Origin of the sequence: Geminocystis sp. NIES-3709 (assembly GCF_001548115.1) — a bacterium.
GTDB lineage: Bacteria > Cyanobacteriota > Cyanobacteriia > Cyanobacteriales > Cyanobacteriaceae > Geminocystis.
Genome location: NZ_AP014821.1, coordinates 3,954,653 through 3,976,582 on the forward strand (window position 1 = coordinate 3,954,653; position 21,930 = coordinate 3,976,582).

The 21,930-nt window shown below is 33.1% G+C and carries 13 protein-coding genes and 1 pseudogene; 7 read left to right on the top strand and 7 right to left on the bottom strand.

Features of this window, described 5'->3' with window-relative positions:
- Nucleotides 1-63 precede the first annotated feature (63 nt).
- The 4 genes from purU to GM3709_RS16890 all read right to left on the bottom strand — a co-directional run bounded on the left by purU (nt 64) and on the right by GM3709_RS16890 (nt 3,906).
- A complete protein-coding gene (gene purU / locus GM3709_RS16875; protein WP_066121463.1) occupies nt 64-918 on the bottom strand; it encodes a formyltetrahydrofolate deformylase in 855 nt (284 codons plus the stop codon).
- A 65-nt stretch (nt 919-983) separates the two neighbouring features.
- Nucleotides 984-1,727: a phosphoadenosine phosphosulfate reductase gene (cysH, locus tag GM3709_RS16880; RefSeq protein WP_066122009.1), complete on the bottom strand. Its 744-nt coding sequence runs from the start codon at nt 1,725-1,727 to the stop codon at nt 984-986.
- A gap of 200 nt (nt 1,728-1,927) precedes the next feature.
- Nucleotides 1,928-2,980 carry a tRNA 2-thiouridine(34) synthase MnmA gene (mnmA, locus tag GM3709_RS16885; RefSeq protein ID WP_066121465.1) on the bottom strand — a complete coding sequence of 351 codons (1,053 nt, stop codon included), beginning with the start codon at nt 2,978-2,980 and terminating at the stop codon, nt 1,928-1,930.
- Between the two features lie 371 nt (nt 2,981-3,351).
- Nucleotides 3,352-3,906 carry a response regulator gene (locus GM3709_RS16890; protein WP_066121467.1) on the bottom strand — a complete coding sequence of 185 codons (555 nt, stop codon included), beginning with the start codon at nt 3,904-3,906 and terminating at the stop codon, nt 3,352-3,354.
- A gap of 214 nt (nt 3,907-4,120) precedes the next feature.
- Here GM3709_RS16890 and lipA point away from each other — a divergent pair, with 214 nt between their 5' ends.
- From lipA to GM3709_RS16910, 4 genes are all read left to right on the top strand, one after another.
- Nucleotides 4,121-4,993: a lipoyl synthase gene (lipA, locus tag GM3709_RS16895; protein WP_066121469.1), complete on the top strand. Its 873-nt coding sequence runs from the start codon at nt 4,121-4,123 to the stop codon at nt 4,991-4,993.
- Nucleotides 4,994-5,290: 297 nt separating this feature from the next.
- Nucleotides 5,291-6,235 (top strand): cytochrome c oxidase subunit II, encoded by a 945-nt coding sequence (locus GM3709_RS16900; protein ID WP_066121471.1) that lies wholly within the window; start codon nt 5,291-5,293, stop codon nt 6,233-6,235.
- Nucleotides 6,236-6,377: 142 nt separating this feature from the next.
- On the top strand, nt 6,378-8,030 hold the full coding sequence (gene ctaD / locus GM3709_RS16905) for a cytochrome c oxidase subunit I (protein WP_066121473.1): 1,653 nt from the start codon (nt 6,378-6,380) through the stop codon (nt 8,028-8,030).
- 134 nt (nt 8,031-8,164) lie between these two features.
- Nucleotides 8,165-8,785 (top strand): heme-copper oxidase subunit III, encoded by a 621-nt coding sequence (locus tag GM3709_RS16910; RefSeq protein ID WP_066121475.1) that lies wholly within the window; start codon nt 8,165-8,167, stop codon nt 8,783-8,785.
- 36 nt (nt 8,786-8,821) lie between these two features.
- Here the strand turns inward: GM3709_RS16910 and GM3709_RS16915 are convergent, their stop codons facing one another.
- Together GM3709_RS16915 and GM3709_RS16920 are read right to left on the bottom strand one after the other, a co-directional pair.
- Nucleotides 8,822-9,556 (bottom strand): NYN domain-containing protein, encoded by a 735-nt coding sequence (locus tag GM3709_RS16915; protein WP_066121476.1) that lies wholly within the window; start codon nt 9,554-9,556, stop codon nt 8,822-8,824.
- A gap of 138 nt (nt 9,557-9,694) precedes the next feature.
- Complete coding sequence (locus tag GM3709_RS16920) at nt 9,695-12,304, bottom strand: chloride channel protein (RefSeq protein WP_066121478.1); 2,610 nt, start codon at nt 12,302-12,304, stop codon at nt 9,695-9,697.
- A 104-nt stretch (nt 12,305-12,408) separates the two neighbouring features.
- On the opposite strand from GM3709_RS16920, the gene GM3709_RS16925 reads away from it, so the two are divergent.
- Both GM3709_RS16925 and GM3709_RS16930 read left to right on the top strand, forming a co-directional pair.
- Nucleotides 12,409-12,804, top strand: coding sequence for a DUF309 domain-containing protein (locus GM3709_RS16925; RefSeq protein WP_066121480.1), 396 nt, complete (start codon nt 12,409-12,411; stop codon nt 12,802-12,804).
- A gap of 198 nt (nt 12,805-13,002) precedes the next feature.
- Nucleotides 13,003-14,820, top strand: coding sequence for an ABC transporter ATP-binding protein (locus GM3709_RS16930; protein WP_066121482.1), 1,818 nt, complete (start codon nt 13,003-13,005; stop codon nt 14,818-14,820).
- A 151-nt stretch (nt 14,821-14,971) separates the two neighbouring features.
- Here GM3709_RS16930 and GM3709_RS16935 read toward each other — a convergent pair whose 3' ends face one another.
- Nucleotides 14,972-20,287 (bottom strand): hypothetical protein, encoded by a 5,316-nt coding sequence (locus GM3709_RS16935; RefSeq protein ID WP_066121484.1) that lies wholly within the window; start codon nt 20,285-20,287, stop codon nt 14,972-14,974.
- An 826-nt stretch (nt 20,288-21,113) separates the two neighbouring features.
- Here GM3709_RS16935 and psbP point away from each other — a divergent pair.
- A pseudogene (gene psbP / locus GM3709_RS16940) lies at nt 21,114-21,696 on the top strand (photosystem II reaction center PsbP).
- Nucleotides 21,697-21,930 lie beyond the last annotated feature (234 nt).

Below are 21,930 nucleotides of genomic sequence, written 5' to 3' on the forward strand. Positions count from 1 at the left end.
AAACCACAAATTTTAGTTTAATTTTTCATTAATTTGTGGGAAATTCATTATTAATAGATTAATTTAAGCAAAAACTACAGTTCGATTTCCATAGACTAAAACTCGATGTTGTAAATGTAATCGCACTCCTCTTGCTAAAACAATTTTTTCTAAATCTTTACCTTTTCTAATTAAATCTTCCACAGTATCTCGGTGACTAATTTTAACTACATCTTGTTCAATAATAGGCCCCGCATCTAAATCTTGAGTAATATAATGAGCGGTTGCACCAATAATTTTAACTCCTCGACTATAGGCTTGATGATAAGGTTTTGCTCCTACAAATGCAGGTAAAAAAGAATGATGAATATTAATAACATTTGGAAATTCTTTAATAAAATCTGATGTTAATACTTGCATATATTTTGCTAATATAACTAAGTCTATATCCGCTTTTTTTAATAATTCTAGTTGTTTTAATTCTTGTTCTTTTTTATTCTCTTTATTAATAGGTAAATAATGATATTCAATACCAAATTGTTCGGCAATTTTAGCTAATTTTTCATGATTACTAATAATTAAACCAACTTTTACTTTTAATTCTTTGGCTTGAATACGCCATAATAAATCATACAAGCAATGATCTTGCTGACTTACCCAAATCGCCACTTTTGGAATAGTATCAGAAAAATGTAGTTGCCAATCTGCTTCCAACGGTTGTGCGATCGAGTTAAATGCAGCACCTATCAACTCTCTAGGCAAATTAAAACCTTGTAATTGCCACTCAATACGAGATAAAAATAAACCTGCTTCTAAATCTGTATGATGGTCAGCATGAATAATATTACCACCATTGGAATAGATAAAATTAGCGATTTTCGCCACTAAACCTTGTCGATCGGGGCAGGATACGAGTAAAGTAGCAGTATCTAGGCTCATAAATTAGTGAATAAGGTTGAAAGTCGAATGAATAATGAATAGGGGAGACTTTTAATTGTTAATTGTTAAAGTTGGCTAGAATCGAGGCTTTGTGCTTCCTCATTAGTAGTAGGTAGATGTAAACCACATTCTTGTTTTATACCATGAAAACGGGTATCTCTTTCATCACCATCATCCATCGTGAGAGGACGACTTGAATGCCAATCTCCTACAGATACATAACCCTGATCAAAATAAGGATGATATGGCAAATCATACTTGGTCAAATACTCATAAATATCTTTAGAACTCCATCGCAGTATGGGAAGAATTTTATATTGATTTCCCTGTTTATTCACATAACTTAATTGTTGTCTAAATTCTGTTTGGTTTTGTCTTAAACCTGCTAACCATGCTTTTGCATTCAATTCTTTTAATGCCCTTTGCATCGGTTCTACTTTTCGGATTCGATCGTACAAGTTCAAGGATTCGAGATCTTTATTCTCCCAAAGTGTACCATGAATTGCTTCCATTCTGGCTGGAGAAAGATCTGATTGATAGACTTTCAGATTAAGATTAAGTCTTTCTGTTAATTCATGTGCAAAAATATAAGTTTCTTTTGGTAAATAACCGGTATCAATCCAAATAACGGGAATATTAGGAATTACAAGGGTGACTAGATGTAACATCACCGCTGCCTGAATGCCAAAACTGGTACTCATCACCAAATTTTTGTTAAATTCTTGATTTGCCCACGCCACAATATCTTGAGCATTAGCTAAAGCAAGATTGTTGTTAATAGTCTTAAGATCGAGATGATGATTCGAGATGGGATAAACGGGCTTAACAGAGGAGTTATCTTGATGTGATGTTAACTTAGTTTCTAGCACTGCGATCGCTTTTTTCAATTAGAGGTTAAAATTAATTTTTCTTCATTGAGAATATTATATAGTGATCTTAATAACGAATAATGAAGAGTGAATATTTTTTCTTCTATCCTAACTCTTAACTCCTAACCCCTAATCCCTAATTAAGCTCGATCGATTATACCACCACCTAAAACTATATCTTGATGGTATAGTACGGCGGCCTGACCGGGAGTAACACCAAATTGAGGCTCGTCAAAAATTAATTTTACTCGTTGATTATCTAAGGGAATGACATTTACAGTTTTGGGAGGAGTACGGTATCTTATTTTTGCCTCTGCTTTAATAGGATTTTCAGGCGGTGCGATGGAAACCCAATTCATGCGACTAACAGTACACTCGGTTTGTCCTCCTTGATCTCTAGTTGCTACTACAACTTGATTCATAACGGGATCTAATTTTACCACATACAAAGGTTCAGCATAAGCTATTCCTAAGCCTTTTCTTTGTCCGATCGTGTAGTGATGTATTCCTTCATGAGAACCTAGTACATGACCTTCTAAATCGACAATATGCCCTTGTTTTGGTTGGATATACTTATCTAAAAAGTCTTTCATCGAACCATGACTTTCAATAAGACATAAATCTTGACTATCAGGTTTATCGGCAGTTTTTAGTTCAAATTTATTAGCCATTGCCCTCGTTTCCGTTTTCGTTTGTTCTCCTAAGGGAAAAATCAAATGGGATAGCAAATCTTGAGTAAGATCATAAAGAAAATAAGATTGATCCTTCGTATCATCGATCGCTTTTAACAGTTGGTATCGATGGGTGTTTTCATCATATCGGACTCTAGCATAATGACCTGTGGCAATTTTATCAATACCGAGAGAATTTTGAGCATATTCGAGCATTGGGGGGAACTTAACCACTCGATTACACTGAGAACACGGTAAAGGAGTAACTCCTGCTTCATATCCTGATACCAAATAATCTACAATATGAGTCTGAAAAAGATCACGAGTATCAACTATATGATGAGGAATCCCTAATTGTTCACAGATAAAGGCCGCATCAACCATTCCTTCAGAGCAACACTGTCCTTTACCCTTCATTAACCAAAGAGTTAACCCTTCTACTTCATAACCTTGACTTTGTAAACTAGCGGCGGCTACGGAACTATCTACTCCTCCTGACAATCCAACTACAATTTTAACCATAGGACAAATTAGCGAATAACTATAAAAATGAAATAGTGAAGTTAATCTATTTTAACAACTAAGGATTAGGAATTACGAACGATCGTTGATGGTTAATGGTTGTTAGTTTCAAGAATATTTATTATTGGTAATTTTTATTCTAATTTTCCTCTATAACAGGAAAGAATATTCGATCGTTAAACTCTTAAGAGTTATCCATAAAATAATGATCCATTTATAAGGAAACAATAATTAAATCTACAATAATCGCTTTAGCCGATTTATGCTTTCTTTTAGCCTTGTCAATTTATTGCAAGGCGGTTAATGATAAAATCCTCAAAATCAATCAATTTTAATTATTATTGGATCATTTTTTGTGTGGTGTTCTTTAATTACTGTAGTTTTTTCTTGATAAAAGTCACCAGTTGATTAACTTGTTTTTTCAATTGTGTCACTTCAGATTCTAAATTAGCGACTTTTGCTTTTAATTGTTCTATTTCTGCATTACTAACACCACCGCCGAGAGTTGTTGTTTCAGAAGGAGTACTATCAACCACAAATTGAGCCAATTTCTTCGATTTTTCCATAGAATCTCGAATACCTTGAATCAATTGTTTTTGATCAAAAGGTTTTTCCAAGAAAGAGAAAAACTCAAAAGGTTCAGGAATTTTATCCGTTACCTCATCTTTTCTTCCAGACATCAACAACAGAGGAATAGCTTTTAGACGAGGATCTTTTTGTATTTCTTGATAAACTTCCCAACCACTCATTTTAGGAAGAAAGAAATCTAACATAATCAAATGAGGGTTACAACTATGGATTAATTCCATGCCTAGAAGTCCGTCTTTGGCTTCCACTACTTCAAATTTTCCCGGCGGCAGCATATCTTTGACAGTTCTTCTAATAACCATACTGTCATCAATAACTAAAATTTTGTGATTTGCCACAATCAAACTCCTTGCAAAAAATAAAACCTTAATGCTATTAAGTATAGTAAAACTTTGCTAACTTTACTGACCAAATTAATTTGAATACAGTTAACAACTCCTCAATTATCACTGTAGGAAAATTCTTGCATTGAATTTTATAGAGTTGAAAGAAATCAAATATGAAATATGATTGAAAAAGTTATTCTTAAGATTTATATTAATTTCCCCGATAATGACTAAAATTAGTTCTTCTCTTTCTTCATGGTTACGATCGCACCTTGGTAAGGCTTCAGAAATTTCCACAGTACAAAAAATAATTAAACAACGCAATATTCATACTATTTGTGAGGAAGGGCGTTGTCCCAATCGAGGGGAATGTTATAGTCAGGGTACAGCAACTTTTTTGTTAATGGGGAATATTTGCACCCGTAGTTGTGCATTTTGTCAAGTAGATAAAGGTCATTCTCCCATGACTTTGGATGAAAACGAACCACAAAAAGTAGCCGAAGCAGTTAATTTGTTAGGTTTAAGGTATGTGGTGTTAACTTCTGTAGCAAGGGATGATTTACAAGACGGGGGTGCTTCTTGGTTTGTCAAAGTGATGAAAACAGTGAAAATGCTTAATCCTGATACTCTCATAGAAGTTCTAACTCCTGATTTTGGCACAGGGAAAGATGCTTTAACTCAACAACGGAAAAGTATTAAAGCCATTGTAGATGCTAAACCTGCTTGTTATAATCACAACTTAGAAACCGTTGCTAGACTCCAAAATCCAGTGAGACGGGGTGCAAAATACGATCGATCATTAAGAGTTTTAGCTACAGTGAAAGAGTTTGATCCTCGTATTCCTACCAAATCAGGCTTAATGTTAGGGTTAGGGGAAACTAAGGAGGAAATTATTACTACTCTTGAAGATTTAAGAAAAGTAGGTTGCGATCGTATTACCATAGGACAATATTTACAACCTTCTTTAGCTCATCTATCAGTACAAAAATATTGGACTCCTCAAGAATTTGAAGAATTAGGTAACATAGCGAAATTATTAGGCTTTAACCATGTCCGCAGTGGCCCATTAGTACGAAGCTCCTATCATGCAGGAGAATAGATTAGGAATTGGGAGTTTTTGTGGCATTGGTTAATTGCGACATAAAACACTTTTACTAACAATAGTTTTTCAAGATTCTAAATATTACTACTCTTGCCTTTTCCCTCTTCCCTACCTCGAGCAAAAATCATAGTTTAAATCAGCAACGCCGTTTTTGTTTTATAAAGATCGAGATCGTAATCTAAAGAAAAAATAAAGAAATGTCAGGCAATCTTTAAGACATTGCAACATCAAAGGAAATATATCTTATCCTAAAAGAGAGAAGTTTAATTATCAAATAGGATAGGATTACTAACAGTGAATATTCCGGGTAATATTATCACTCTGATAGCAGGTATTCTTCTAACCCTGATCAGTTTGTGGTATGGACAAAATCACGGCTTAATGCCCGTAGAAGCCTCTCAAGGGGCGGCAGACATCGATGAGTTATTCGATTTGATGATGACGATCGCAACGGGGTTATTTTTAATCGTAGAAGGGGTTTTAGTATATTGTCTAATTAAATTTAGACGGAAAAAAGGGGACAAAACTGATGGCCCTTCGATCGAAGGCAATGTACCCTTAGAGATAGTATGGACAGCTATTCCTACCGTTATCGTTTTCATTTTGGCGCTTTATAGCTTTGAAGTTTATAACAATTTGGGGGGTTTAGATCCTGAAACTTCTCATGATTTTCGTCAAGAAGAAATGCAGATGGCAGGAAATCAAGGAAAAATGGTAGCGTTTAATCCCCATCAAGGACATTTATCTTTAGGCATCGGTAACGCCAATGCGGATTTAGAAGTTGATGTTAACGGCATTCAATACGCTTGGATTTTCACTTATCCCGACTCTGGGGTTGTATCTGGAGAACTTCATGTACCCGTAAACAAGCAAGTCAAACTCAACATGAAAGCAGGGGATGTTATTCACGCTTTTTGGGTGCCTCAACTTAGGTTAAAACAAGATGTATTACCGGGTAGAGATTCTGCATTAGCCTTTAATGCCAATCGAATTGGTACTTATCCAATTATTTGTGCGGAATTATGTGGAGCTTATCACGGTGGGATGAAGACAACCCTTTATGTCGAAAGTGAAGAAGATTATCAAAAATGGATTCAAGAAAACACCTTTGCCAGTGCGGAAGAAAAAGCAGATACAATGGCGTTAATGACGCAACCCATGACGCAAGAAAATCGTGTGGAAATGCACTCTCATCACTTAGAAGTGACATCAGAAACTTTAGCACAGTTACATAATTAGGGTGTAATAGAAAAATGGATGATTTTGTAAAATTAATGAAAAATCACCTATAACCCTTTGCGTCTTTGCGAGACAAATTATCACACCTTGAATAAACATCAAAAAATTATTTTTCACTGCAATATATTGTTTTCAATTACCTATGACAACTAACACAGTTTTAGAAACACCTAACCATAAAGAAAGAAAACTAATAGATTACTTTACCTTTAACACAGATCATAAAGTTATCGGTATCCAATATTTAGTAACATCTTTTTTCTTTTACTTTATCGGTGGTGCTTTTGCGGAAGTAGTACGAACAGAATTAGCCACACCAGATCCTGATATTGTCTCTCCTGAGTTATATAATCAGCTTTTCACCCTTCACGGTACGATTATGATCTTTTTATGGATTGTACCCGCAGGGGCAGCATTTGCTAATTATCTCATTCCTTTGATGATTGGGGCAGAAGATATGGCATTTCCTCGTTTAAATGCCGTTGCTTTTTGGATGGTACCCCCTGGGGGAGTTTTATTATTGAGTAGCTTTTTAGTGGGGGCACCTCAATCAGGTTGGACATCTTATCCTCCGTTAAGTTTAATGACAGGCAAATGGGGTGAAGAAATTTGGATTCTGAGTGTACTTTTATTGGGTACATCTTCCATTTTAGGAGGGCTCAACTTCGCTACCACTATCCTTAAAATGCGCATTAAAGACATGGATTTGCACAGTATGCCTTTATTTTGTTGGGCGATGTTAGCAACTTCTGCTTTAAGTGTACTTTCAACCCCTGTATTAGCAGGTGCATTAATTTTACTCTCCTTTGACTTAATTGCAGGTACAAGTTTCTTTAATCCTACTGGTGGTGGTGATCCTGTTGTCTATCAGCATCTATTCTGGTTTTACTCTCATCCTGCGGTTTATATCATGATTTTGCCGTTTTTTGGAGTAGTTTCTGAAGTAATTCCTGTACACTCTCGTAAGCCTATTTTTGGTTATCGTGCGATCGCATATTCTAGTTTAGCTATTAGTTTTTTAGGATTAATCGTATGGGCTCACCATATGTTTACCAGTGGTACTCCCGGATGGTTGCGGATGTTTTTTATGGCAACAACAATGTTAATTGCTGTACCAACAGGGATTAAAATTTTTAGTTGGTGTGCGACAATGTGGGGAGGCAAAATTGAGCTAAATAGCCCTATGTTGTTTGCCATGGGTTTTGTGTCATCTTTTCTTATTGGTGGCTTAACAGGAGTGATGGTAGCATCTGTACCCTTTGATATTCATGTCCATGACACTTATTTTATTGTAGGACATTTTCACTATGTACTATTTGGCGGATCTGCATTAGCACTATTTTCGGGCTTCTATCACTGGTTTCCAAAGATGACAGGTAAAAATTACAATGAAGGTTTAGGACAGTTACATTTTATCCTCACTTTTATTGGTTTAAATATTACTTTTATGCCCATGCACCAATTAGGTTTAATGGGAATGAATCGCCGTGTCGCTTTATATGATGTGGAATTTCAACCATTGAACTTACTCAGTACTGCTGGTGCTTACGTTATGGCAGTGTCAACTATTCCTTTCATCATTAATGTAGTCTGGAGTGTTTTTAAAGGTACTCAGGCAGAAAGAAACCCTTGGAGGGCTTTAACCCTTGAATGGCAAACCGCTTCACCTCCTATCATCGAAAACTTTGAAGAAGAGCCAGTTTTATGGAGTGGCCCTTATGACTACGGTATTGACGATGAACTAGAGGAAGAAGAAACCGTGGCGGATATGTTAGCGGAAGTTTCCGCTAAGTAGTGAATAGTTGATAGTGAATAAGTTATGTAGCAATTTCTTTGATTTAGCTATTCAATATTCATTATTGACTTTAAGCACTACTAATTATTTTTCGATATTCCGACTTTTAACTACTAATTATTTATTGAGTAATCATGCAAAGTTCAGCTATTGATTCCCAAGTTACCCTTGGTTACGAAAAGGAAGCCGAATCTGTTCATCATGGACACCCAGATCATCGGATGTTTGGTTTAGTATTGTTTCTTATCTCTGAAAGTATGATCTTTTTTGGTCTTTTCAGTGCTTATATGATTTACTATGCTACTCTGCCTGAATGGCCTATGGGTGACATAGAATTAGAGTTACTCTTACCGGGTGTCAACAGTATTATCCTGATTTCTAGTAGTTTTGTCATGCACAAGGGGCAAAGTTGCATTAGAAATAACGATGTTAAAGGGTTACAGTTATGGTTTGGTATCACTGCTATTATGGGGGCTATCTTCTTAGGTGGACAGCTTTATGAATACGCCCATACTGGTTTTGGTTTAACAGATAATCTCTTTGCCAGTTGTTTTTATGTGTTGACTGGTTTTCACGGTTTACACGTTACTGCTGGTTTACTGTTTATTTTAGCGGTATTGTGGCGATCGAGAAAAGAAGGACATTATTCTAGTAGTAAACATTTTGGAGTGGAAGCATCCGAGTTATATTGGCACTTTGTCGATGTTGTGTGGATTATTCTGTTTATTTTGGTTTATTTACTACCTTTACAATAAAGATTTTGGTGGGCATTGCCCACCCTAAAAATACAATTATTTCAAACTCACATTATTACCATCAACAATAAATAATCCGGTTGATTTGAGTAACTCTCCTAATTTTTTATAATTATAAGCCCTAGGATCAAAAGAAGAATCTAGTTTTAATAACTGTTGATTTAATGTTCCTAAATTAACTGTTTTACTTTCATCGACCATGACTGAATCGAAAGCATTTTTTAATAATTTATTGAGTTTTTTTTCTTTTTTTAAAGTGGTATTTTTTTCACTATTAACTGCTATATTCTCGACAATTTCTTCACTAGAACTTTCGTTATCATTATCTAAAAAATCAGTACAAATAAATCGATCGCAAGCAGAAACAAAAGGAATAGGAGTAGTTTTTTTTCCAAAACCATAAACGAGTAAGCCATTTTGTCGAATACGATTAACTAATCTAGTAAAATCACTATCACTAGAAACAATACAAAAACCATCAAATTTTTCTGTGTAAAGTAAATCCATCGCATCGATAATTAGTGCGTTATCTGTAGAATTTTTACCTGATGTATAGAAAAATTGTTGTATGGGTAAAAGTGCAAATTCATTGAGTATTTTTTTCCATGTATTCATTTGAGGACTTGTCCAATCACCATAAACTCTTTTTACATAAGCTGTACCAAATTTGGTGATTTCTCTTAATAAGGATTCCATTATTTTAGTGCTAGTATTATCAGCATCAATTAACACCGCCAATTTATCTGATCTAAATTCAATTTCACCTCTCATAATATTTTACTTTTTCCTATATTTCAGTCTATTAATATTTTATGATATTAAAAAATTAAAAAATAAAACTAAAAAATAAAAGTCATTTGTCAGGGGATAAGTTAACCTATTTTTTTCAGCCCTTCACCCTTAACTTATTTAACTGGGAAGACGAATAATAATTACAGTGGTAGCTAGTTTTGAAGCGATCGATTCTGGAATATTACCATACCATGCTTGTTGTAATAAACTTTCTCTGGATGCTCCTAATATAACTAGCTCCGCATTTTGTGATTGAGAAAGATGTAAAATAGCAGAAATAACCGAAGGTGAGGAGATGATAAGAGGATTAACTTCCGTTTTGACTAAATTTCTTAATTTTTTGACTTCTAGGTGAAGATTTCTAAAGTCAATATTGGTTTCTTCAGGGGAATGCACTTTGGTTAAATAAACTGGAGGAAATTTGTTTTCAGGATAGATGCTAAGAAAAGCAGGTAATAGTTTTAATCCTTCTTCTGCATTAGGGCCCCCGGCCGTTGGTACTAAAAAACTACCACTGCCACCATTGGGATAAGATTGCCCATCACCCAACTTCACCAAAATTAACTCGCAAGGAGCTTGATTAATAAGGCTATCGATAAGACGAGAAAAGATAAATTCATCGGACTCTCCATTTTGTTTCCAGCCCATCAACAATAAGTTAATATGTTGAGTTTTGATGATGTCCATGACAATTTTACTGCGATGATGCCCCACAATAATTTTTGTGTGAACAGAGATTTTCGCTTTTCTTCCCATTCTTTCTAAATTGTGCATTAGATGACGGGCTTCTCTTGTATCTACTTTTGTAGTTCGAGGATCTTGATGCTTTGGTATTTTTATTACTCTCACAAACTCTATTTCGTAATGATAATATGTTGCGATCGCACGAGCAATTTTAAATAAACCTCGAAAGTCATCTTCTTTTGCTACTGGTACTAACATACATCCTTTACCCACCGCAGGAGAACAAGTTTGATAGATAGTATAAGCAGGTTGAGGTTTAAAACCCCTATCTCCCTTTAATTCATTTACCTCGGCACGAATAATATCAGTACGGGTAATAATCCCTACTAAACGGCTATCTTGTAAAACGGGTAAGCGGGATAATTGATAACGACTAAGCAAATACATGACATCAGTTAAAGAAGCATTTGCCATCACCGTAATCGGATTTCTTGTCATTATTTCATCTACCTTCAACCGAGTGTTAGTAGAATCTACCTTCACCAAATCTGACTGAGTAATAATACCAACTAAGTCTGTATCATCAACTACTGGAAAACCCCGATGATGAGAAACTGTCATTAACTCTAGTACTTTAGGAATAGTTAAATCTGATGAAATAGTTTCCACTTGAGATTGCATCACATCAGAAGCTGTTAAATGACTTAAAAAATGATCTTGAGCATCGTTATTTTCTTCTTGTAATTCCATGCCCATCGCTCGCAGTAAATGTTGATAAACTGAGCCTTTTTCAAAAGTTTCTGCACTGATATAAGCTACAGCACAACTAATCATTAAAGGTAAAACAAGGTTAAAGTTACCATTCAACTCAAAAACAATGATAATTGCCGTAATAGGGACTCTGACGACTCCGGTGAATAATGCACCCATACCCACTAAAGAAAAGGTTGCAACGGCACTACTTCCCGACAAATAACCCTCTACATCTCCAACTAAATACCCTAAAGCTGAGCCCATAATTAAAGCAGGGGCAAATAATCCCCCCGGAGCACCCGATCCTGCGGCAATAATAGTTAAGATATAGTGAGCTAAAAATGCTAAGGCTGTTTCTTCCCAAGTTAGCTCTCCTTTAATCAAAAAATCTTTTAATCCGGCGTTATCTCGAAAAAATGAGGGTAAAAAAGAGATAATTAGTCCAGAAACTAATCCAGCGACTCCTATACGCACAAAAAGAGGTATTTTTAATTTTTGATTCCACTCTAGGCTAAATAAAACACTACGGTTAAAGATTGCCCCTAAAACTCCTGCAATTACCCCTAGTAATAAATAGGAAGGAATATCTTGGGGTATAAAGTAAAGATTTTCTGAGGATAATATGCCTTCAGATAAGGATAAGGGAGATTGTAAAATGAGGGATACTACTGCTCCTGTAAAAGATGCGACGATCGCCGTTTCCAGAGTCAAGTTAGAAACATCTCTTAATAATTCCTCAACTACAAACATCACTCCAGCAATGGGAGTATTAAACCCAGCCGCCAATCCTGCCGCCGCACCCGCCGCTATCATCTGTCTTCGATGCTCGGGGGATGTGGGTACAAAACGGGTTAATTCTCCTGCTAAAGCGGCACCAATGTGGACTGTGGGGGCTCTACGCCCTAGGGTTAATCCGGCACCTAGTACTAAAATTGTACCAATTAATTTAACAACAGCAACTTTCAAAGACAAAGGTATTTTATATCTAGCTAAAGCGGCTTTAATTTGGGGAATACCGCCTCCTGCGGCTTCTGGGGAGACATTTTCTACTAATAATCCCGCCATACTGCCCAAAATAAGACCAAATAGAGGTAAAACAGCAATAGCACCCCATTTATCGACTAATTGTAAGCGGTAACTTCCTAGAAAATTAATTCCTTCTTTGAGAAATAGGGCGGCTAAACCTGAGAAAATACCGATTAAACAGGCTTCTATTAAAGCATAACGAGTGGAAATCGATCCTCTGGCGAAATGTTGAGATTTAAACCATTCTTGCCACTGCTTGATCATATCTTAGTGGGGAGTGGGGTAAGTGATAAATAAGTAAGCTAAATTACTTCGTTAAAATCAAATAACCTTTTTATATTATCAAAGTTTTATCATCATCGAAAATAATGAATGAATTTTTAAAGAAAGGAATTGAAGAATTTAACCTACAACAATTTTATGCCTGTCATGATACTTTAGAAGAAATGTGGATGGATTCGATCGAACCTGACAAAACATTTTATCAAGGAATTTTACAAATAGCAGTAGGTTGCTATCATTTAAGCAATAGTAATTGGCGAGGGGCAGTGATTTTATTAGGAGAAGGGTTAAGAAAATTAGTCTCATATGAGCCTGATTATTTATCAATTAATGTTACTGATTTAACAACAAATACCTATGAATTATTAATTACTTTACAACAGATTAATCCACATTCTGTCAAGGATTTTTACGAAAAATTAATTAATCATCAATTAGAAAATAATCTTACTTTTCCTTCGATAATTACGATCGATAAATAAAAAGGTATTAGGTTTTAGGTAGTAGGTTTTAGGTAGTAGGTTTTAGGTGAAATTAAAACTGTTAATTTATAACAATGGCATTTTTATAATTGTATAATCATTATATAGCGATCCTAAATTATTAGTGAGAAATTAAATATTAGTAAATAATCCTAATTCGTTATTAATTGTCGATTTTCAATTCTTAATATATTTATCATGGCTTCTTTTAAAGATTTAATTAGATATTACGATCGATATAAATTAACCGTCATTTTTAGTATAGGGGCGTCCGGTTTATTTGAATTAATTGATTTAATTATACCTTATTTAATTGGTCAAATTTTAAATGTTCTTTCCGGAGAATCCTTAGATAATTTTTTACAAAATATCGTAAATAACATTGCGAACTTTGTTAATACTAATCCTGATGAAAAAACTCTATCTTTAACAATTTTAATTACCATGATTTTTTTTATTACTGTAGCTAGAGCACCTATTCAACCTTGGATTAGTTCATGGTATCACTGGGAAATTACTCTTAAATCTAGGCGAGATTATTCTCAAAAAGTAATTGAAAAAATACTAAGTTTACCTCTGAGTTTTTATGAGGAAAATAACCCCGGAAGAATTGCAGGAAGAGTAGCTAGAGGTATTGCAAATCATACATGGACTTATCCAGAAATTGCAGGACAATTATTACCTAAACTAATTAGAGTGTTAGGAATTTTTTTGATTATTTTATTACTAGAAAAATGGATTGCTTTTGGTTTTATTATCTCTTTTTCTCTGATTTTATTATTTACCTTAATTAATCTGAAAAAATTAATTCAACAAGAGGAATTATTAGACAAACATCAAGAAAATACAGAAAGTCGAACATCAGAAATTATTACTAATATTAAAACTGTTAAGGCTTTTGCAACAGAATCTCAAGAATTAATTAGACAAAATAAAAGACTAAATAGAGAGTATCAAGTAGTTATTAATCGTATTCATTTAGGGTATGTAAAACTTGCTACTTGGTCAAAAACAGTGGTACAGTTATCGTTATTTTTAGTATTTTTATTTATTCTTATTCCTACACTTAATAAAGAAGTTTCGTTAGGACATTTTATTACTATTTATACTGTAGCAAGTATGGCTTATGCAGAAATAGAACCTATTAGTATTTTAGCTGAAACTTTTGCTCGTCGTTACGCTTCGATGATTCGTTTTCACGAGTTTATGAATCTTCCCATCGGAGAGGATGCTTCTACTTTAATTCCCAAAAATATTTCTAATATTAATTATCAATTTAGTGGTAAATTAGAGTTGAAAAATATTTCTTTTGGTTATCATCTCGATCGAGGGGTATTAAATAATATTAATATCTTAATTAATCCCTATGAAACTGTCGCATTAGTAGGAAGATCTGGATCTGGAAAATCAACTTTAGTTAAACTGTTATTAAGGTATTTTGAACCTTTAACTGGTGAAATTTTATTAGATGGAATTAATATTCGTAGCCTTGATATTGGTGGTTATCGTCGTCGTTTAGCCATTGTACATCAAGAAGTGGATATGTTTAATGGTACTATTTTGGATAATCTCATCTATGGTAACTCGGAAGTTTCGATCGAGGAAGTAAAACAAGCTTGTGCTATTGCTAGAGTTGATGAATTTATCAAAGACTTACCCCATAAATATTATACCGTAGTGGGAGAGCGAGGAGTGAGATTATCGGGGGGGCAAAAACAACGGTTAGGTATTGCTAGGGCATTGATTATGAATCCTGATATACTTATTTTTGATGAGGCAACTTCTAGTCTTGATTATGAGTCAGAAAGAGAGATTCAGTTAGCCATGCGATCAATTTTTGGCACTCGTACTACAATTATTATTGCCCACCGCTTGAGTACTGTGCGTTCTGCTGATAAAATTATAGTCTTAGATCAAGGTACGATCGCAGAAATAGGCAACCATGAGGAGTTATTAGCTAGACAAGGTATTTATCAAAGGCTACACTCCCTTCAGGAAACTGGAGACTTGTATTAAGTAGAAGATGATGAAAAAGTCTTTTGATAGGGAGTAGGTATTAGGTTGAATTAAGTCTTAGATAGTCGCTTTAGTCTACTTTTGTCCTACTCTTTACAATTTATTTCAAATTGGGTTATGATAAAAATTCTTCATTCCTAATTCCTCATTCTTACTTTCTTTTCGTTAAAACTAAAGCCGCTTCCTTCCATTTACCCATTTTGAGCAGAAGATTAGCCGCCTTGAGTTTGTTTCCAGAAAGTTGCCATGCTTTTATCGCTTCATCCCATTTACTTTCACCTTGTTGCTCACAAGTATAAGCCACTTTATCCCACTGAGATATTTTACGCCAACATTCTTCAGCTAATGACCAGTATAAACCTTGTTCATAACATAATCCCGCTTTCATGATTTTATCTTTATCTTCACTCTCTAACCAACATTGTGCCGCTTTTTCCCACTCTTTCAATTGTTGATAAGCGATCGCTACCATATCATACTGTTGTAAATTTTGCCAACAATCTGCATTTTTTTGCCATAATTTCGCCTTTTGATAGCAAGTAGCCGCTTTTTCCCATTCAGAAATTAATTCCCACACTTCTCCAGCAGATTCCCACTTCTGTTGTTTCTCAACCATCATCGCAACTTTATCCCACGCCTCTAACTTACGCCAACATTCTTCAGCTTGAGAAAAGAATTGGATAGTTTGATAGACTTCTCCTGCTTTTTCCCATTCTTTTGCCAAGGTATAAGCCTCCCCCGCCTTATCTAGTTGGTTTTGTTTTTCACACATTAAAGCAACCATTAACCAGTTTTCCAATTGTCGCCAGAGGTTTTCAGCTAAATCCCAAAACTCCCCTTGTTGATAACAAACAGCCGCATTCTCTAAATGAGAAATTTGCAACCAAGCAGACGCAGCCTTCTCCCATTGTTGTTGTCTTTGCCAAATATCCGCAGCAAACTCCCATTTATCTTGTTTTTCACAGGCAATCGCCGCTTTTTGCCAATCACCGATAACTAGCCAACAAGACTCAGCTTTACTCCAGTTTTCTAACATCTCATAACATCTTCCAGCATTTTCCATGTCATCTATGGCTAACCAAGCCTGGGCAGATTTTTCCCATTCCTCTTGTTTCTCACAGGTTAAAGCAACTTTTTGCCAATTTTGCAGTTGACGATAACAAGTCTCTGCGTTTTGCCAATCTTTATCTTTTTCATAGCAAATACCAGCTTTTTCTATTTCTCCTATTGTTAGCCATGCTTGTGAAGCGAATTGCCATTTTTGTTGAGTCTCACAGATTAAGGCGACTTTTTGCCAATTTTGCAGTTGACGATAACAAGTCTCTGCGTTTTGCCAATCTTTATCTTTTTCATAGCAAATACCAGCTTTTTCTATTTCTCCTATTTTTAACCATGCTTGTGAAGCGAATTGCCATTTTTGTTGAGTCTCACAGATTAAGGCAACTTTTTGCCAATTTTGCAGTTGACGATAACAAGTTTCTGCATTTTGCCAGTCTTCACTTTTTTCGTAACAAATACCAGCTTTTTCTACTTCTTCTATTTTTAACCATGCAGATGCAGCTTTATCCCATTGTTGTTGATTTTCCCATAATTGGGAAGCCATTTCCCATTTACCTTGTTTTTGATAAACCTCACCTAATTTTGTCCAATTTTCTATTTTTTGCCAACATTCTTCTGCTTTTGCCCATAATTCTTCATTTTCGTAGCAAATTGCAGCATAATCCCATCGTTGAATTTTTTCCCATAGAGTTGCAGACTTTTCCCAGTTTCCTAAATTTTGCCAAATTTTTGCAGAATCTTCCCATTTTTCTTGTCTCTCACACATCAAGGCAACTCTTTCCCAATCTTCCAATTGACGATAACAATTTTCTGCTTCTTGCCATGCTTCTATTTTTTCATAACAAAAAGCAGATTTTTCTTGGGGGTTAACTTTTTGCCAATTTTGTGCCGCTTCTAACCATTTTTCTTGTCTTTCACACATCAACGCCACATTTACCCATTGTTGTAAATCTCGCCAACAATCTTCTGCTTTTTCCCAGTTTCTTGCCAATTCGTAATCGAGAGAAGCCTTCGATAAGTCTCCTAGACGAAACCAGATGTCTGCTGATTCTTGCCATTTGGATTGTTTTCGACAAAGGATAGCTACTTTTTGCCAATCTTGAAGATGACGAAAACAAACTTCTGCTTCTTCCCATGCGTCTATTTTTTCATAACACCATCCAGCTTGAGAAAATTGCCGTAATTTTTCCCATGCCTTTCCAGCTTGAGAAAACTGTTTTAATTCCTGCCATAATTTAGCTGAAGATTCATAATCTCCTTTTTCAAAACAAGATAACGCCACCATATCCCAATTTTCCAATTCCCGCCAAAGATTTTCTGCTAACTGCCATAATTCTCCTTGACAATAACATTTAGCGGCAGACTCTTTCTTGTCTATCTTCAACCATGCCCAAGCGGCTTTTTCCCATTGTTTTTGTTGTTGATAGGTAATAGCCAGTTTTTCCCAGTTTTCTAATTTTAACCAACAAGACTCTGTTTTTAACCAAATTTGACCTTTTTCATAGCATAATCCAGCTTTTTTGGTTTCTTTTGCCATTTCCCAAGCAAAACCGGCTTTTTCCCATTGTTTCAATTTTTGCCAAATTTCTGCCGCTTCTTGCCATTTATGTTGAGATTCACAACAGGAAGCTACATTCGGTAAATAATTTAGTTTACGCCAACAGGCTTCTGCTTTTTGCCAACACATCCCCCGTTGATAACATTGGGCAGCTTGGGAAAGTTGAGAGATTTTGAGATAACATTGGGCGGCTTTTTGCCATTGTTGTAATTTTTGCCAAATTTTGGCAGACTCTTGCCATTTTTCCTGTGCTTGACAACACAAGGCAATTTTTTCCCATTGGTTTAATTTTCGCCAACAATTTTCTGCTTTTTCCCACTGAGATATTTTTTCATAACAAATACCGGCTTTTTCCCATTTATCAATTTTTTCCCATTCTTTAGCGGCTTTTTCCCATTGGTTTTCTTCTTCTCTAATTAAAGCGGTTTTTTCCCATGCTTTTAGTTTTTCCCACATCAAGGCACAACGGGATAAGTCTCCTTTTTGACGATAAATTTTCTCGGCTTTAGAATAACATTTTTGGGCTTCTAAGGAATTATTTTGTTTTTGATATTCATCTCCTGCTTTTTCCCATTCTTGGTTGAGTTTTAGACATTGTAAATAGTTATCATTATCTTCTGCCTGTTGATAACAAATACCCGCTAAATAATAAGAGTTATTTTGTTGAAAATATCTACCTTTTTCTTGCCATTGTAAAGGAGTTAAGTTTCCCCATTTTTTTAACCATAAGTTATTATCTATCTCTTGCCAACAGTTAATGGCTTTTTCCCAATTTTCTAATATATTCCATAAATCTCCTGCTTTTCCCCAGTCACCATCACTTTGTGCAATGTAAGGTTGAATTAATTTAGCTTGTTTATAGTTTTTCGTTTGCCAATAACATTCATAAGCCTGTTTCCATGCTCCATTATTATGATAGGATTGTACGATAGGGATTATATTATCAATAGGAGAAAAGGAGAAAAAGTTTTCTAAATCTTCAAAAGTACCTTTACCTAAATAATCTCTCAAAAAGGGGTATGTTTGTTCAAGGTTAAAAGTGGTTTCATAACAATAAATTTTGTTTTTCACACTACCAAGACAAACATATAAATATTTTCTCAATAGATTATGGGCAATATCTTGATATTTTATATGATAAAAATAGCTGAAAAAATTCCAAAGGATGATTTCATTAAATTTTAAACCTTCTATTTCTTGAAGAGTAAGAATGCGACTATTGATGATTTCTTGATTATTTTGAAAATGATTTAATAATTTTTCTTTTTCTTGACTGTTGGTAACAACTATACATTTATCCATCCCAAAGTTTTTACTAATACTTAAAATTTTTGATTCGGGAGTATTAATCCACAAACAGTTACTATTTTGTTGAAGAAAATGGTTTGTTTTTACTATTTCCTGATTATCTTGTTTTTTCCACAAATCATTATTTAAAACTCCTCGATTAAAGTTAGCTAAATTTTCGTTACAAATGAGATTTGTAATTAGTTTTCCTTGATTAATTTTTCCTTCATTATTAGGGTAAACTAATTGATTAATTTTTCTTTTCCAATCTTCGATACTATAACTAATGTTAACTTGATCATAAAGTGATAGAGTTCGATCGAAAGTAAAACAACAGTTATTATTTAAGTTAGTTTTTTGATCTTTTTTTAGAAAACGAATTAATAATTTTAGGGATAAATCATTAAATTTATGGATATTATCACAGTAAAGCTGTTCAGAAAATCCATTAAATTGAGGAGAAAGATTTGATAAAATAGACGTAACTAAATCAGTATCATCCCAATAATTATTATCAACTAACCATTGTTGATATTTTAAAGCTAATTGATAAATTTTTGATGATTTAATATCATGAGGTAAAAAACTATATTTTTGAATTTGCTTTTCATAATTTTCTAAAGATATTAAATGATTATCTTCTTGAGGATAATTATCATTACCTTTAATTAAATAATAAATTTCTTGCCATAAATACCATGACTCAACATCTTCTATATTATACTTTGCTAAAAATTTTTCTTTAAATTTATGATAGTTAACTTCTTTACTTCTAATAAATTTATTGGTGTTTAATAAATTATTCTTTCTACTAAATTGAATACAGAAATGGATGAAATCATCAATAATTAAATTATCTTTTACTTCTCCTTTTAATAAAGATTGAGATAAAAATTTTGTTTGATATTTATTACTTAAATTATCAGTAAGATAAAGAATTTTTTGTTGAGGATTTTTAACACTTTCTTGAATAGCCTTAATTAAAGATACTGTTGTTTTTCCACTATTATGTATTCCATCTATTAATAATGGTAAAGGTTGATGAATATTATTAATTTCTTCTACAGACAATAAAATTTTGGGGTAATTCTCATGAATATGACTAAAACTATCTAAAGAATAATATAAAAATTCATCTAGTTGATTAACTAAATCTTCTTCACTTATTTTTAGGTTTTCTTTGGTTTTAAAACAATTAATTACTTCATTATTTATAAATTCATTCTCTGATTTAATATTTATGTCAATATCAATAATCTTAATAGATAGATTATCTTTAAAAACGATAACTTTTTTAAGTTTACTTTTATCAAAAATATTTAAAATTTTAATAATATTTTGTTGATTATGAAGATAATAAGTTGCTAATATTTCTAATTTATAGCCAAAATTAATTCTATAAATTACTTTTTCATTTACTCTTTTTTCTATATCTGATAGTAAAGAATTATGATTAACAATACTCTCAAGATTTGATAAAAATATTGTTTGGTTATTTTGACTAAGTAAATTAATTTTTTTGCGTAAATTACTGCTGATACTAAGACAATATTTATGATTCATAAGTGTGTATGCAAGTTAAATGTAGTATATAAAAATAAATAGTAATGTTCTATTTGAAAATATCCTAATATGAATTGTAAGAATTAAATTATACAAAAATTCTAAATCATTTCTAAATCATTTATGAGAAGTTTAGATACTTTTAATTAAAGCGATTAGCTTTGATCTGTTAGCTTTTAGCATTTTTTCGGTTAAAGAATAAGTAATTAATTACTAATGTTGGCCTCGCCAGAAATTTAACTTCACAATAGCTGATAACTAATTGCTAATTGCTGAGTGCTAATTAAATATAATTATTTCTTACGACTTATATAGGATTGCTATACTTCTTTAATAATAAAGAAATCAAATAAAAATTTATCAGAAGAAGAAAATTTTAAGAATAAATATATCATATTAAACTCTCATAATCTTTTTTTTAAATAAGAAAATTCTATTCCAAATCAATTACTTAAGTAAAGTTATCTTCATTTAGTTTTATAATTTTATTATTGCGTATCAATTATTAATTATTTTTTTAAGTTTCTTCTTGTTTATGAATATTTTAGGACTGTTATGGTAAGTTTAAATCATTTCTGTCGATAATTTTACAACCAATCATTTTAGAGAAGTGTTAGATTTTTAACGAAACTATATATCTAGTTTTATTATTTTTCAAATTAATTATTCATTTTATTATTTGTTGAAATAGTACGTTGATAGAGAATTTTATTCTAAAAACAAATATACTCAGAATTTTCGATCAACCAGTAGTATTTCGGATACAAGTAAATAATATATTGATAAAACTTCTTAGAAAAAGATAAAAAGATTAATTAACAAATAGATGATTGATGAGATAATTATTGACAAAGAAACAATTTTGCTATTAGTTGTTATGACAAAGTCTTTTTTATCTATTGTGTTAATTTTTCTTACTTTAACTCTTTCAAGTTGTATATCTTCTCTAAATGGTTTACAAAGTTATGTTGACATCAGTGATGGTTATCAATTTCTTTATCCCAACGGCTGGATAAAAGTAGAAGTAAAAAAGGAAGAAGTCGATGTGATATTTACTGATTTTATAGAGAAAGGAGAGAATCTTAGTGTAATTATAAGTAAAGTAGATCCTCAAAAAAGTTTAGCAGATTTAGGTACACCCACAGAAGTGGGTTATGGATTTATGCAGATGGTTAATGAAGATTCTAACAATGAAAGAGAAGCAGAGTTAATTTTTGCCGAGAAAAGAGAACAAAATTTGCAAAACTATTATCTATTAGAGTATCAAGTAAAATTAGTCTCTAATCAGTATCGTCACACGAAATGGCAAATTATACACTTTTAATATATCTACCACAGAATCTCGTTGGCAAAGTGTTCAAAATTTATTTAAAACTGTAGCTAAATCCTTTACTCTTTCCTCTAATTAATAAATAAAAAAAATGACAGCATATAACATCTTAAAAATAAGTTTCCAAAAATTATTTCAGATAAAAATTTAATAAAATTTATCGACAAATACCTAACAAAATTTTCATTTCTTATAAATAGATAAATTAAAGTTATAAAATGGTAATTAGTGATATTAAATATCTAAAATTAGTGTAATTTTTTCTTAAAATAAACCTTGATAAATAGAGTTTTTTCTCTTTCTAATCAATAGT